At 71.5% G+C, this 13,956-nt stretch carries 11 protein-coding genes; 5 read left to right on the top strand and 6 right to left on the bottom strand.

Annotation, left to right across the window (positions count from 1 at the left end; translation table 11 throughout):
* The first annotated feature begins 41 nt into the window (after nt 1-41).
* Nucleotides 42-593 (top strand): peroxiredoxin, encoded by a 552-nt coding sequence (locus ACFU9E_RS02335; protein WP_380680190.1) that lies wholly within the window; start codon nt 42-44, stop codon nt 591-593.
* Between the two features lie 3 nt (nt 594-596).
* Nucleotides 597-1,139, top strand: a complete 543-nt coding sequence (locus tag ACFU9E_RS02330) for an alkyl hydroperoxide reductase (protein WP_380680187.1) — start codon at nt 597-599, stop codon at nt 1,137-1,139.
* 84 nt (nt 1,140-1,223) lie between these two features.
* Here the strand turns inward: ACFU9E_RS02330 and ACFU9E_RS02325 are convergent, their stop codons facing one another.
* From ACFU9E_RS02325 to ACFU9E_RS02310, 4 genes are all read right to left on the bottom strand, one after another.
* On the bottom strand, nt 1,224-2,633 hold the full coding sequence (locus tag ACFU9E_RS02325; protein WP_380680184.1) for an AI-2E family transporter: 1,410 nt from the start codon (nt 2,631-2,633) through the stop codon (nt 1,224-1,226).
* Between the two features lie 389 nt (nt 2,634-3,022).
* The gene (locus tag ACFU9E_RS02320; protein ID WP_380680181.1) at nt 3,023-3,796 is read right to left on the bottom strand and encodes a lytic transglycosylase domain-containing protein; all 774 of its coding nucleotides are present in this window, start codon (nt 3,794-3,796) and stop codon (nt 3,023-3,025) included.
* Between the two features lie 455 nt (nt 3,797-4,251).
* Nucleotides 4,252-5,586 (bottom strand): PhoH family protein, encoded by a 1,335-nt coding sequence (locus ACFU9E_RS02315; RefSeq protein ID WP_380680179.1) that lies wholly within the window; start codon nt 5,584-5,586, stop codon nt 4,252-4,254.
* A gap of 248 nt (nt 5,587-5,834) precedes the next feature.
* Complete coding sequence (locus ACFU9E_RS02310) at nt 5,835-6,629, bottom strand: isoprenyl transferase (RefSeq protein ID WP_355369919.1); 795 nt, start codon at nt 6,627-6,629, stop codon at nt 5,835-5,837.
* A gap of 422 nt (nt 6,630-7,051) precedes the next feature.
* Between ACFU9E_RS02310 and ACFU9E_RS02305 the strand changes: the two genes are divergently transcribed.
* Nucleotides 7,052-8,671, top strand: a complete 1,620-nt coding sequence (locus tag ACFU9E_RS02305; RefSeq protein WP_380680175.1) for a chitinase — start codon at nt 7,052-7,054, stop codon at nt 8,669-8,671.
* A 139-nt stretch (nt 8,672-8,810) separates the two neighbouring features.
* Here ACFU9E_RS02305 and ACFU9E_RS02300 read toward each other — a convergent pair whose 3' ends face one another.
* The gene (locus ACFU9E_RS02300) at nt 8,811-9,527 is read right to left on the bottom strand and encodes a prepilin peptidase (protein ID WP_380680173.1); all 717 of its coding nucleotides are present in this window, start codon (nt 9,525-9,527) and stop codon (nt 8,811-8,813) included.
* 132 nt (nt 9,528-9,659) lie between these two features.
* On the opposite strand from ACFU9E_RS02300, the gene ACFU9E_RS02295 reads away from it, so the two are divergent.
* Both ACFU9E_RS02295 and ACFU9E_RS02290 read left to right on the top strand, forming a co-directional pair.
* Nucleotides 9,660-10,445, top strand: a complete 786-nt coding sequence (locus tag ACFU9E_RS02295) for a hypothetical protein (protein WP_380680170.1) — start codon at nt 9,660-9,662, stop codon at nt 10,443-10,445.
* Between the two features lie 111 nt (nt 10,446-10,556).
* On the top strand, nt 10,557-11,771 hold the full coding sequence (locus ACFU9E_RS02290) for a pyridoxal phosphate-dependent aminotransferase (protein ID WP_380680167.1): 1,215 nt from the start codon (nt 10,557-10,559) through the stop codon (nt 11,769-11,771).
* Between the two features lie 154 nt (nt 11,772-11,925).
* Here the strand turns inward: ACFU9E_RS02290 and ACFU9E_RS02285 are convergent, their stop codons facing one another.
* Nucleotides 11,926-13,767 (bottom strand): phosphoenolpyruvate carboxykinase (GTP), encoded by a 1,842-nt coding sequence (locus ACFU9E_RS02285; RefSeq protein WP_380680165.1) that lies wholly within the window; start codon nt 13,765-13,767, stop codon nt 11,926-11,928.
* Nucleotides 13,768-13,956: the final 189 nt, after the last annotated feature.

Below are 13,956 nucleotides of genomic sequence, written 5' to 3'. Positions count from 1 at the left end.
CAAACCGGACAAACTCCCCACCCCTCACAGGAGAAGCTAACGTGCTGACGATCGGTGACCAGTTCCCGGCCTACAACCTCAAGGGCGTGGAAGGCCCGTCCGCCGACAAGCTGGAGTTCAAGGACTACACCTCGGAGGACCAGAAGGGCTGGAAGGTCGTCTTCTTCTGGCCGATGGACTTCACCTTCGTGTGTCCGACCGAGATCGCCGCGTTCGGCAAGCTGAACGAGGAGTTCGCCGACCGCGACGCCCAGATCCTCGGCGTCTCCGGCGACTCGGAGTTCGTGCACCACGCCTGGCGCAAGGACCACAAGGACCTCAACGACCTGCCGTTCCCGATGCTGGCCGACATCAAGCACGACCTGATGCGCGCCTGCGGCGTCGAGAACGCGGACGGCACCGCCCAGCGCGCCGTCTTCATCGTCGACCCGAACAACGAGGTCCAGTTCGTCATGGTGACCGCCGGCTCCGTCGGCCGTAACCCCAAGGAGGTCCTGCGGGTGCTGGACGCCCTGCAGACCGACGAGCTGTGCCCGTGCAACTGGAACAAGGGCGAGGACACCCTCGACGCCCAGGCCCTCCTGGCGGGCTGATCCATGGCCCTCGACGACCTGAAGTCCGCCCTCCCGGACTACGCCAAGGACCTCAAGCTCAACCTGGGCTCGGTCATCGGCAACTCCGACCTCCCCGCCCAGCAGCTGTGGGGCACCGTCCTCTCCTGCGCGATGGCCACCCGCAGCCCCGCCGTCCTGCGCGAGCTGGAGCCGGAGGCCAAGGCCAACCTCTCCCCGGAGGCGTACAACGCCGCCAAGGGCGCGGCCGCGATCATGGGGATGAACAACGTCTACTACCGGACGCTGCACCTGCTCTCCGACAAGGAGTACAGCAGCATGCGGGCCGGTCTGCGGATGAACATCATCGGCACTCCGGGCGTCGAGAAGGTCGACTTCGAGCTCTGGTGCTTCGCGGTCTCCGCGATCAACGGCTGCGGCCAGTGCCTCGACTCCCACGAGGCCGTCCTGCGCAAGGCCGGCGTCGACCGCGAGGTCGTCCAGGCCTCGATGAAGATCGCCGCGGTCCTCCAGGCCGTCGCCGGTGTCCTCGACTCCGAGGCCGCCCTCGCGACCGTCACCGCCTGACCCGCACCACCCCGAACGGGCCCCTCCCCCGGACTCCCCCGAGTCCCGGCGAGGGGCCCGTCCGCGTACGTCGGGGACGGGTGGTCAGGGGGCCGGGGGGCGGGTGGCGGCTTCGCGGGCGGCTTCGAGGGCGGTGAAGACGGCCTGGCCGGCCTCGTTGCGGCGGCGGAGGTGGGTGACCACGGTGTTGGTGACGGCGATCAGGGGGACGGCGACGATGGCGCCGCCGATGCCGCCGATGATGGAGCCGGCGGCCACGCCGAGCACGACGCCGAGCGGGTGGACGCGCACCGCGCGGCCGAGGATCAGCGGCTGGAGCACATGGCCCTCGATCTGCTGGACGGCGATCAGGACGACCAGCACCATCAGCGCCGTCCACGGCGTCGTGGTGACCAGCGCGATCAGCACCGCGACCGTCCCGGTGACCAGCGCGCCGACCAGCGGGACGAAGGCGCCCAGGAAGATGATCACGGCGAGCGGCAGCGCCATCGGCACCCCGAGCAGCTGGATGCCGGTGCCGATGCAGACCGCGTCGATGAAGGCCACGCAGACAGTGCCGCGGACGTAGGCGGTGAGCGTGGCCCAGGCCTTCGGGCCGGCGCCGGCCATCGCGTAGCGGGAGTGCCGGGGCAGACCGCGCAGCGCCCAGTTCCAGATCCGCTCGCCGTCGTAGAGCAGGAAGAAGGTGGTGAAGAAGGCGAGCAGGACGGCGGTCAGCACCTCGACGGCGATCTGCGCGCCGGTGATGCTGGCCGAGGTGATCTGCTCGGTGTTGGTGCTGATCGCCTTGGTGATCTGGTTGGCGAAGTCGGTGATCTGCTGCTCGGTCAGGTGCAGCGGCCCGGTGATCAGCCAGTCCCGCAGCTGGTCGACACCGGCCTTGACCTTGCTGGTGACGGTCTCCAGGTTGGTGGTCACCTGCCAGACCACGAACCAGCCGACCAGTCCGATGCCGGCCAGTCCGCTCATGAACACCCCGCCGGCGGCCAGCGAGCGCGGGACGCCGTGGCGGCGCAGCCAGGAGACGGTGGGTTCCAGCAGCGCGGATATCAGCAGCGAGGCGAGCACCGCGAAGGCGACCAGCCGCAGCATGTCGACGATGTAGAAGACGACGTACAGCGCGGCGCCGAGCAGCAGCAGCCGCCAGGTGGACTCGGCGGCGACCCGCAGGCCCCACGGCACCGCCTCGGCGGGGGTGGCGGGCCGGCCGAAGTGCCCGTGGGAGGGAACGGGAGGGGGAACCGGAGGGGACGGCGGGGCCGGCGCGGGAGCGGGAGCGGGGACGGCGGGCGCCACCGGAGCGGCCTCGGTCCGTGGCCCCGGCAGCGGGTCCACCGGCAGCGGGCCGGACGGCGGGGGCACCGGGGCGAGCGGCGGTTCGTGGAAGTCGGCCGCCATCGCGGCCCGCCGGCGTCGCTCGATCACGGCCGCCGCGCTCGCCGCCACGGCCATGCCCTTGGCCACGGCCTTGAAGGCCTTTCCGCCCCGCGCCATGCTCGCTACCACTTCTCCCCGCCGGAGCCGCCCGGTGCGGCGGCACGCCGTGGGTCCCGCCACGGCCGTCAGGAAGACGCTACCCGGCCGGGGCGCGGTGAGTCCGCCCCGCGGGCGCGATCCGTGCGGGATCTTCGGGGCCGATTCCGGGGCAAAACAGCATGTCCCGGGTGGTTTCAGACACCCGGTGGCGGGGAGGAGTCGGTCGGGAACCCGGAGCCAACTGTCGGCGGACCGGCCGGCGCGGGGAGCTACCAGGACCCCTCCCCGTCCCCGCGTCCGCACCCGGGTCCGCACCGCCCGCGGGCGCACTGGTCAGCGCGACACGGGCGGCGCGGCCCGTCGGCGAGTCGGAGACACCGCGGCGGCGTTCCCGGTACCGGGTGTTCCTAGTACCAGTGGTGCGACTGCCAGAACGACCAGGCGCCGCAGGGGCTGCCGTAGCGGCTGTTCATGTAGCCGAGACCCCACTTGATCTGGGTGCCCGGGTTGGTGCGCCAGTCGGCGCCGGCCGAGGCCATCTTGGAGCCGGGCAGCGCCTGGACCAGGCCGTACGCGCCGGAGCTCTTGTTGGTGGCGGTGTAGTTCCAGCCGCTCTCGCGCTTCACGATCTGGCTGAAGCACTGGAACTGGGCGTCGTTGCCGATGATCTGCTGGGCCAGCTCCTGCACCGAACCGGGGCTGACCGAGACCGCCGGGGCGGACGGCGCGGTGCTGTCCGTGGCGGCCATCGCCGAGCGGGCCTTGGAGCGGTTGGCGGCGGCCTCGTCGGCCTTGCGCTTCTCGTCGGCGGCCTTCGCGGCCTTCTCCGCCTCGGCCTTGGCGGCGGCGTCGGCGGCCTCCTTGGCGGCGGCGTCGGCCTTGGCCTGCGCCTCGGCGGCGGCCTGCTGGCGGGCGGCCTCCTCGGCCGCCTTCTGCTCGGCGGCGGCCTTGGCGGCGGCGTCGGCGGCGGCCTGCTGGGCGGATGCCTGCGTGCCGATGTTGTCGCTGATGGTCTGCGCCTGGGCGCCGGAGGGGACTTCGGCAAGCAGCGTCGCGCCGGCGACATCGACCGTCTGCGTCGTCTTGCCCTCGCTGCCCGACGCCATACCCACCACGGCACCGACAGCGGTGACGGCGGTGGCGGAGGCGACAGCAACTCCCCGGACCGAGATCCGAGTCACATGGATTCCTTCCAGCATCGCCCACGCGTGACCGTACGGGCGCAAGATGCCCCTTGACGCGGCCCTCCGTACGGTGCTGGTCACGGGAGGGACTGACCCGGCGTCCGGCCGAGGTGAGGCGACCGGGCGTTGCGATCGGGCGGCGTACGGCTCGCGGTTTTCAATTGTGCGTCCACCGACCGGAGTTGGTGGACCGTCCGGGCCGGACCCCCGGTCTCCCGGAAGCCCTGCCATGCCGTACGCGGGGCCTGACAGAACCCTCACCATGCCGCACGGGGACCTGTCGACGCAATTCCCCGTTGCGTGGCGGATGTCACAATCACCGAACCGGCGTTCGTCCAACGCGAGGCACTCGATGTGATGAAAAGGGCGGAGCCCGCTCCCTCAGGAACGGGCTCCGTGCTAGGAATTGATGCTTTTGTCCGCTGATGTCCGGAACGCCGGACATCGGTGGATCACGGGTTGACGTCCTCCAGCATCTCCGTCACCAGCGCCGCGATCGGCGAACGCTCCGAGCGCGTCAGCGTGATGTGCGCGAAGAGCGGATGCCCCTTCAGCTTCTCCACCACCGCCACCACGCCGTCGTACCGGCCGACCCGGAGGTTGTCCCGCTGCGCCACGTCGTGGGTGAGCACCACCCGCGAGCCCTGGCCGATCCGGGACAGCACCGTCAGCAGGACGTTGCGCTCCAGCGACTGCGCCTCGTCCACGATCACGAAGGCGTCGTGCAGGGAACGCCCGCGGATGTGGGTGAGCGGCAGGACCTCCAGCATGCCCCGGGAGATGACCTCCTCGATCACGTCCGGGGTGGTGACCGCCGAGAGGGTGTCGAAGACCGCCTGGGCCCAGGGGCTCATCTTCTCCGACTCGCTGCCCGGGAGGTAGCCGAGCTCCTGCCCGCCGACCGCGTACAGCGGCCGGAAGACCATCACCTTGCGGTGCTGCTGCCGCTCCAGGACCGCCTCCAGGCCGGCGCACAGCGCCAGCGCGGACTTGCCGGTACCGGCCCGGCCGCCCAGCGAGACGATCCCGACCTCCGGGTCGAGCAGCAGGTCCAGCGCCACCCGCTGCTCGGCGCTGCGCCCGCGCAGGCCGAACGCCTCGCGCTCCCCGCGCACCAGCCGCACCCGGCCGTCCCCGGTCACCCGGCCGAGTGCCTTGCCCCGCTCGGAGGTGAGCACGAGCCCGGTGTGCACCGGCAGCTCGGCGACACCCTCGACGTCCACCCCGGCGTCGTGGCCGGCCGCGAACAGCGCGTCCACGTCGTCGGCGGGCACGTGCAGCTCGGACATGCCCGTCCAGCCGGAGGTGATCGCCAGCTCGGCCCGGTACTCCTCGGCGAGCAGGCCGACCGAGGACGCCTTGATCCGCAGCGGGAGGTCCTTGGAGACGACGGTGACGTCGTACCCCTCGGCCTGCAGGTTGCGGGCCACCGCCAGGATCCGGGTGTCGGCCTCGCCGCCACCGGCCCGGTAGCCGGCCGGCAGTATCGACGGGTCGGAGTGGTTGAGCTCCACCCTGATGGTGCCGCCGAACTCCCCGACCGGGATCGGCTCGTCGAGGCGGCCGAAGCGGATCCGGTAGTCGTCGAGCAGTCGCAGCGCCTGCCGGGCGAAGTACCCCAGCTCCGGGTGGTGCCGCTTGGCCTCCAGCTCCGTCACCACGACCACCGGGAGGACGACCTCGTGCTCCTCGAAACGGGTCATGGCGAGCGGGTCCGCCAGGAGCACACTGGTGTCGAGAACGTACGTGCGCCGGTCTGGTGTCCGGCGGCTCTTGGAACTGACCACTAGGCCTCCAGGGCGGATGACCCTGCGTCATCCGCGGCAAGCCGGCCCCCGCTGCCCCGGTGGCCTCGGGGCCGGTCTGATCGGAGTATTCCCAGGCGGGGGGCGGTGCATTCGCGCCGTCGGCGAACTGACGGATCATTGCGGGTGAACGTTTGGCCTCGCCCGGCCGCCGGGTAAGCCAGCCCCTACGGTGGTCAATCCGGCGCGCCGCGCCGGCCCGGTCCCCCGGGGCCGCCGTGCGCCCCCGGTCAGAGGCCCATCCGCCGGTTGCGCTGCTCGAAGGCGCGCAGCGCCCGCAGGAAGTCGACCTTGCGGAAGGCCGGCCAGTACGCCTCGCAGAAGTAGAACTCGCTGTGCGCGCTCTGCCAGAGCAGGAAGCCGGAGAGCCGCTGCTCCCCCGAGGTGCGGATGACCAGGTCGGGGTCGGGCTGGCCCTTGGTGTAGAGGTGCTCGGCGATGTGCTCGACGTCCAGGATCTCGGCCAGTTCCTCGATCGAGGTGCCCCGGCCGGCGTGCTCCTGGAGCAGCGAGCGGACGGCGTCGGCGATCTCGTGCCGGCCGCCGTAGCCGACGGCCACGTTCACGGTGATGCCCTCGATGCCCGCGGTCTCCTCGGCGGCCCGCTTAAGGACGTCCGAGGTGTGCTGCGGCAGCAGGTCCAGGGCGCCGACCGGGTTGATCCGCCAGCGGCGGGCGGCGGCGAGATTGGTGACGGCGTCCTCGATGATGCCGAGCAGCGGGACCAGCTCGTCGGCCGGGCGGTCGAGGTTGTCGGTGGAGAGCATCCACAGGGTGACGACCTTGACGTGCGTCTCGTCGCACCAGCCGAGGAACTCGCTGATCTTGTCCGCGCCGCGCTGGTGGCCGTAGGCGGTGGAGCCGCCGGTCGCGCGGGCCCAGCGGCGGTTGCCGTCGAGGATCACGCCGATGTGGTGCGGGGTGCGGGCGAGGTGCACCTCCACCCGGCGACCGTAGAGGCCGTACATCCCGTCCAGCAGGACGCGCAGACCCGGCGTGCGTTCGACGACATCGCGCAGACCCATGCTTTTCGGCCCCTCCGTGCTCACTTCACCGGGTGCTTCAGAACCCCCGGCGCAGCCTACTCCCGCGTCGTGGTGGCAGGGAAAGCCGCAGGTCGCGGGAGGGTCACGGTCCTGTGCGAAGTCTGTCGCGACAGGCGTGCCGGAGGTGGCCTGAACGCGCCGGCACGACGTCCCGGGGACGCTCCGGGGAACGGCCGGCGGCCGGATACGGAACGGTCTCCGATTCCTTAAGGAATCCGTAAGCCGACGGTTCAATGCTTGACGACCCCCAATGGTCTAGTCCAGCTTTTGTTCCCAGGGCGGAACAGAACACCGGACCCGCCCTCGTCAAGGCAGTACTTCGGACGCAATGCCCTCCCCCACACGCGGCCGCCGCGCCCCCCACCGCGGCGGCCGCTCCTCCCCCACAGGAGCGCACCTCCATGGCCCGTACGCTGAACCGGCCCGTGTCGCACAAGCGCCGCCGCGGCCCCGTCCCGGCCCTCGCCGCGGGCGCCACCGCCCTCGCCCTGGCCGGCACCGGCCTCGCCCTCTTCGCCGGCGGCGCCAACGCGGCCGCCGGGAACCTGGTCACCAACGGCGGCTTCGACGGCTCGCTGGGCGGCTGGGTCTGCGCCGGCGCCGCGAGCGCCGTCACCACGCCGGCCCACTCGGGCTCGGGCGCGCTGCAGGCCACCCCGAGCGCCGGGGACACCGCCGAGTGCACCCAGACCATCAGCGTGCTGCCCAACACCAGCTACACCCTGAGCGCCTGGGTCCAGGGCCCGTACGCCTACCTCGGCGCGCGTGGCACCGGCGGCACCGACCCGAGCGTCTGGTCCAACCAGAACAGCTGGAACCAGCTCTCCACCACCTTCACCACCGGTGCGAGCGCCAAGACCGTCACCGTCTACCTGCACGGCTGGTACGGCCAGAGCGCCTACTACGCCGACGACGTCGTGCTGAGCGGCCCGGGCGGCCCCACCACCCCGAGCCCGACCGCGACGGTCACCCCCACCCCGACCGTCACCCCCACGGTCACGCCGACCGCGACCGCCTCGCCGACGGCCACCGCCACGCCGACCCAGACCGTCACGCCGACGCCCACCCAGACGGTCACCCCGACCCCCACGGCGACCAGCACCGGCAACCCCAACACCGGTGTGCCGAAGCACGCGATCACCGGCTACTGGCACAACTTCGACAACAAGGGCAACAACCTCCAGAAGCTGAGCGACGTCCAGAGCGCGTACGACATCATCGCGGTCTCGTTCGCCGACGCCGTCCCCAGCCGCGCGGGCGCCATCACCTTCAAGCTGGACCCGGAGCTCTCCGCCAGCCTCGGCGGCTACACCGACGCCCAGTTCCGCGCCGACGTGAAGGCCAAGCAGGCGGCCGGCAAGAAGGTCATCATCTCGGTCGGCGGCCAGAACGGCGCCATCTCGGTCAACGACGCCGCCGCCGCCCAGACCTTCGTCGACACCGCCTACGGCGTCATCAAGGACTACGGCTTCGACGGCATCGACATCGACCTGGAGAACGGGGTCAACCCGACCCACATGGGCAACGCCCTGCACAGCCTCCAGGCCAAGGTCGGCTCCAGCTTCGTCCTGACGATGGCCCCCGAGACCATCGGGATGTACTCCACCGCCGGCGCGTACTTCCAGCTGGCGCTGAACACCAAGGACATCCTGACCGTCGTCAACACCCAGTTCTACAACTCGGGCGGCATGAACGGCTGCGACGGCAAGGTCTACAACCAGGGCACCATCGACTTCATCACCTCGCAGATCTGCACCCAGATCCAGGGCGGCCTGCGGCCCGACCAGGTCGGCATCGGCGTCCCCGCCTCCTCCAAGGCGGCCGGCGGCGGCTACGTCGCGCCGAGCGTCGTCAACAACGCGCTGGACTGCCTCGCCACCGGCAAGAACTGCGGCAGCTTCGTCCCGCCGGCCAAGTGGCCGACCATCCGGGGCGCGATGACCTGGTCCACCAACTGGGACTCCGTCAACGGGAACGCCTTCTCCAACACGGTCGGCCCGTTCGTCCACCAGATGCCGTAACTCCCCCCGGCGCGCCGCTCCTTGAGGGTGGGGCCTGCGCGTCGGCGCCGGGCCCGTCGTACCTACCGGTACGGCGGGCCCGTCCGCTTTCCCGGGCCGTGCACGCCTCGGGCCGGAAGCACCCAGGGCCGTGAGCGCCTCAGGAGTGCCCGAGCACCGCCAGCAGGGTGCCGAGCAGCAGGAACGGGCCCAGCGGCACCTCCCGGCCGCGCACCGGACGGCGGCGCACCAGGGAGGCCAGCAGCACGCCGACCGACCAGAGCCCGGCCAGCAGCACGAAGGCCGCCAGGCCGGCGAAGGCGGCGGACCAGCCGTAGCGGCCGAGCAGCGCGCCGAGGCCGAGCGCCAGCACGGTGTCCCCGCCGCCCACCAGCCCCAGCTGGACCGGGACTTCGAACAGCGCCCCGGCGGCCAGTGCCACCAGCAGGCAGCGCGTCAGCACTCCGGGGGCGCCCTCGGCCAGCTGCACCACCGGCAGCAGCACGGCGAGGCCCGCCGCCAGCGTCCAGGTGAGCGGGTAGGGCAGCCGGTGCACCCGGGCGTCGGTGAAGCCCAGCACCACGCCGGGCCCGGCCAGCCAGAGCAGGAGCAGCGCGTCCGCCGGACGCGCGGCGGCGAGCGCGGCGGCGGCCGCCGCGGCGGTGACCGCCTCCACCAGCCAGGCGCCGGGGCCGAGCCCGGTCCGGCAGCCCGGACACCGGCCGGTGGGCGGCAGGCCGCGCAGCTCCCGCCCGCAGGACGGGCAGGCCAGGCACCACGGTTCGTCCTGCGGCACGGCGTAGCGCACCACCAGGCCGCGCAGTACCGGCGCCACCAGCAGACCGGCCAGTACCGCTCCCAGCGCGCTCCCGATCACGGCTCTCCCCCTCCTCGCCCCGGTCCGGCCGCCGACCGGCCCGGAACCGGCGGGACACCGTCCGCGTCCGACACTCACGGCACCGCGCAACCCGGGTGCCGCACCGACCACATCATCCACGGGGGAGACACCTTGACGAAGCTTCGGAGCACTCTGCGCGCCGCGGCCCCGGTCGCCGTCCTGGCGCTGGCGCTGACCGCCTGCGGCCCGGAGAACGACGACCCGGCCGTCGTCGCCGCCCCGACCGCGGCGCCGACCACGGCCCCGCCCGCCACCGACACCCCGGCCGCCGCCCCCACCGGCGCCGCGACCTCCGCCCCGACCGCCGCGCCCTCGTCCGCCCCGGCCTCCGCCCCGGCCGGTGGCGCGGGCGGAGCGGGCGGAGCGGCCGGCGGCGCGACGAACCCCGACCCGCTGCCGTCCGCCGCGACCAGCGGCAACCCGATCGGCGGCGCGAGCGGCGGAAAGAGCAAGATCACCTTCGACAGCCCACTGCCGCTCACCGCCACCGGCAGCTACCTGGGCAAGACCAAGGCCGACGTCACCCCGGTCTCGGTGGTCAAGGGCACCGCCGCCGAGATCGCGCCGTACCGGTTCAAGCCGGCCGACACCGCGGGCATGACCCCTTATTACGTGACGGTCAACTTCACCAACCGGACCGGCACCCCGCTGCAGGACGAGTACTTCATGATGCGGTTCAAGGTGCAGACCGACCCCAAGGGGAGCGGCATCCTGCCCGCCCCGACCATCCTGAAGTCGATCCCGCAGTGCGACACCGGCAAGCAGCCGGGCGTGCTGAACGACGGCCAGAGCCAGCAGCAGTGTGCCGTCTATCTCGTTCCGGACGGCACCCCGCCGCAGTTCCTCGTCTTCGGCAGCGTTCTGGACACCGAGCCGCTGATCTGGAAGGCGAGCTGAGGCCTCCGCCTCCTGATCGAAGGCGGAGCGGAACGACAGCGTCCGGGCGGTCCGACGGGTGTCCCACGACACGCGCCGGGCCGCCCGTTCGTACCCCTAAAGTAGGCAGGCATGCAGGTCATCCAGTCCAGCAAACTCGCCAATGTCTGTTACGACATCCGCGGTCCGGTGCTCGACGAGGCGATGCGGCTGGAGGAACAGGGCCACCGCATCCTGAAGCTCAACACCGGCAATCCCGCGCTGTTCGGCTTCGAAGCGCCGCCGGAGATCCTCCAGGACATCCTGCGCAACCTCTCCACCGCGCACGGCTACGGGGACTCCAAGGGACTGCTCTCCGCGCGCCGCGCCGTGGTGATGCACTACGAGGAGCGCGGCCTGGACGGCCTGACGGTCGAGGACGTCTTCCTCGGCAACGGCGTCTCCGAGCTGATCCAGCTGGCGATGACCGCGCTGCTGGACGACGGCGACGAGGTGCTCGTCCCGGCGCCGGACTACCCGCTGTGGACGGCCTCCGTCTCGCTGGCCGGCGGCACCGCCGTCCACTACCGCTGTGACGAGCAGTCGGAGTGGTACCCGGACCTCGCCGACATCGAGTCCAAGGTCACCGACCGGACCAGGGCACTGGTGGTGATCAACCCCAACAACCCGACCGGCGCGGTCTATCCGCGCGAGGTGCTGGAGGGGCTGGCCGCGATCGCCCGCCGCCACCAACTGGTGGTCTACGCGGACGAGATCTACGACAAGATCCTCTACGACGACGCCGAGCACGTCCCGCTGGCCACCCTGGCCCCCGACCTCTTCTGCGTCACCTTCAACGGCCTGTCCAAGGCCTACCGGGTGGCGGGCTTCCGCTCCGGATGGATGGTGCTCTCCGGCGACCGGAGCCGGGCCCGCAGTTACGTCGAGGGCCTGACCGTGCTCGCCTCGATGCGGCTGTGCGCCAACATGCCGGCCCAGCACGCGGTGGCCGCGGCGCTCGGCGGGCGGCAGTCGATCAAGGACCTGATCCTGCCCGGCGGCCGGCTGCTGGAGTCCCGGGACGCCGCGTTCCGGCTGCTCAACGAGATCCCCGGGGTCAGCTGCGTGAAGCCGAAGGGCGCGCTGTACGCCTTCCCCCGGCTGGACCCCAAGGTGTTCAAGATCAAGGACGACGCCCGGATGGTGCTCGACCTGCTGCGGTCCGAGCGGATCCTGCTGGTCCAGGGCACCGGCTTCAACTGGCCCGAGCCGGACCACTTCCGGCTGGTCACGCTGCCGCGCGCGGAGGAGATCACCGACGCGGTCACCCGGATCGGGATGTTCCTGAGCGGCTACACCCAGCCCTGACGGACGGGTGGAAGAGCTACGGCCGGAGTCCCGGTCGGACGATCTCCTTGGTCGGGGAAAGATCGTCCGTCGGGGCTCCGGCCGTCCTGTCGCCGGCCGGTGCGCGGTTCGTGCAGCGCACCGGCCTCTCTACCGCTCCTGCTGAGGCTCAGGCTCAGCCGAGGCGGGCGACCAGGTCTCGGTACTCGTCCCACAGCTCGGTCGGCGTGTGCTCGCCGAAGAGCTCCAGGTGGGCCGGGACGAGCGCGGCCTCCTGACGCCAGATGTCGGCGTCGACGGTGAAGAGCAGGTCGAGGTCCTCCTTCGCCAGCTCCAGGCCGTCCAGGTCGAAGCCCTCGACGGTCGGCAGCACGCCGATCGGGGTCTCGACGCCCTCGCCGGTGCCCTCCAGGCGCTCGACGACCCACTTCAGCACGCGGCTGTTCTCGCCGTAGCCCGGCCAGACGAACTGGCCGTCGGCGTTCTTGCGGAACCAGTTCACGTAGTAGATCTTCGGCAGCTTGGCGGCGTCCGCCTGGGCACCGATCTTCAGCCAGTGGGCGAAGTAGTCACCCATGTTGTAGCCGCAGAACGGCAGCATCGCGAACGGGTCGCGGCGCAGCTCGCCCACGGTGCCCTCGGCGGCGGCGGTCTTCTCGGAGGCGATGTTGGCACCCAGGAAGACGCCGTGCTGCCAGTTGAAGGACTCCGTCACCAGCGGGACGGCGGTGGCGCGACGGCCGCCGAACAGGATCGCCGAGATCGGCACGCCCGCCGGGTCCTCCCACTCGGGGGCGATGGTCGGGCACTGCGCGGCCGGGACGGCGAAGCGGGCGTTCGGGTGGGCGGCCGGGGTCTCGGACTCCGGCGTCCAGTCGTTGCCGCGCCAGTCGGTGAGGTGGGCCGGCTTCTCGTCGGTGAGGCCCTCCCACCACACGTCACCGTCGTCGGTGAGCGCGACGTTGGTGAAGACGGTGTTGCCCCAGAGGGTGTCGATCGCGTTGGCGTTGGTGTCCACGCCGGTGCCGGGGGCGACGCCGAAGAAGCCCGCCTCGGGGTTGATGGCGTACAGGCGGCCGTCGGCGCCGAAGCGCATCCAGGCGATGTCGTCGCCGATCGTCTCGACCTTCCAGCCCGGGACGGTGGGCTGGAGCATCGCCAGGTTGGTCTTGCCGCAGGCGGACGGGAAGGCCGCCGCGACGTACTTGGGCTCCGCCTCGCCCGCGGGGCCCGCCGGCGGGGTGAGCTTCAGGATGAGCATGTGCTCGGCCAGCCAGCCCTCGTCGCGGGCCATGGTCGAGGCGATCCGCAGCGCGTAGCACTTCTTGCCGAGCAGGGCGTTGCCGCCGTAGCCGGAGCCGAAGGACCAGATCTCCCGGCTCTCCGGGAAGTGCGAGATGTACTTGGTGGTGTTGCACGGCCACGGCACGTCCGCCTCGCCCTCGGCGAGCGGGGCGCCGACGGTGTGCACGGCCTTGACGAAGTCGCCGTCCTCGCCGAGCTGGTCGAGCACGGCCCGGCCCATGCGGGTCATCACGCGCATCGACACGGCGACGTAGGCGGAGTCGGTGATCTCGACGCCGTAGGCGGCCAGCGGGGAGCCGACCGGGCCCATCGAGAACGGCACGACGTACATGGTGCGGCCCTTCATGGCGCCGCGGAACAGGCCCTGCTCGCCCTGGAAGATCTCGCGCATCTCGGCGGGAGCCTTCCAGTGGTTCGTCGGGCCGGCGTCCTCCTCCTGCTCGGAGCAGATGAAGGTGCGGTCCTCCACGCGCGCCACGTCCGAGGGGTCGGAGGCGGCGTAGTAGGAGTTGGGTCGCTTCTCCTCGTTGAGCTTCTTGAAAGTGCCCTGGGCGACGAGCAGGTCCGCGAGGCGCTGGTACTCCTCCTCGGAACCGTCGCACCATTCGACGCGGTCCGGCTGGGTGAGCTCCGCGATCTCGCTCACCCAGGCCAGCAGGCGCTGGTGGCGGGTGGGCGCGGCGCTGAGAGCAGCCGAGTTCTCGTTCGACACGATCGCTCCGTTTCACGCCATCCCGGCGGGGAGACGGCGTAGCGGGGGTTGAGGGTGCTTTGAGCGTAGCTCCGGGCCCCCACCCCCAACGCGGCAGAACGGCAGAGTTGACGCATCTTTTACTACAGTACGGATGATTACCAGCCAGTAGGACAACACCTTCGGCACCTCCGGCGGCCGATCGACCCC

The organism is Kitasatospora sp. NPDC057595, from assembly GCF_042800875.1.
Classification (GTDB): Bacteria; Actinomycetota; Actinomycetes; order Streptomycetales; family Streptomycetaceae; genus Kitasatospora.
The sequence above is the reverse complement of the archived record's forward strand: the minus strand, read 5'-3'. Positions and strand labels throughout refer to the sequence as shown.

Bases quoted from the DNA above. Each gene is read 5' to 3' on its own strand.
- ACFU9E_RS02330 (WP_380680187.1), top strand. From the start codon at position 597: ATGGCCCTCGACGACCTGAAGTCCGCCCTCCCGGACTACGCCAAGGAC.
- ACFU9E_RS02325 (WP_380680184.1), bottom strand. From the start codon at position 2,633: ATGGCGCGGGGCGGAAAGGCCTTCAAGGCCGTGGCCAAGGGCATGGCC.
- ACFU9E_RS02310 (WP_355369919.1), bottom strand. From the start codon at position 6,629: ATGGGTCTGCGCGATGTCGTCGAACGCACGCCGGGTCTGCGCGTCCTG.
- ACFU9E_RS02305 (WP_380680175.1), top strand. From the start codon at position 7,052: ATGGCCCGTACGCTGAACCGGCCCGTGTCGCACAAGCGCCGCCGCGGC.
- ACFU9E_RS02290 (WP_380680167.1), top strand. From the start codon at position 10,557: ATGCAGGTCATCCAGTCCAGCAAACTCGCCAATGTCTGTTACGACATC.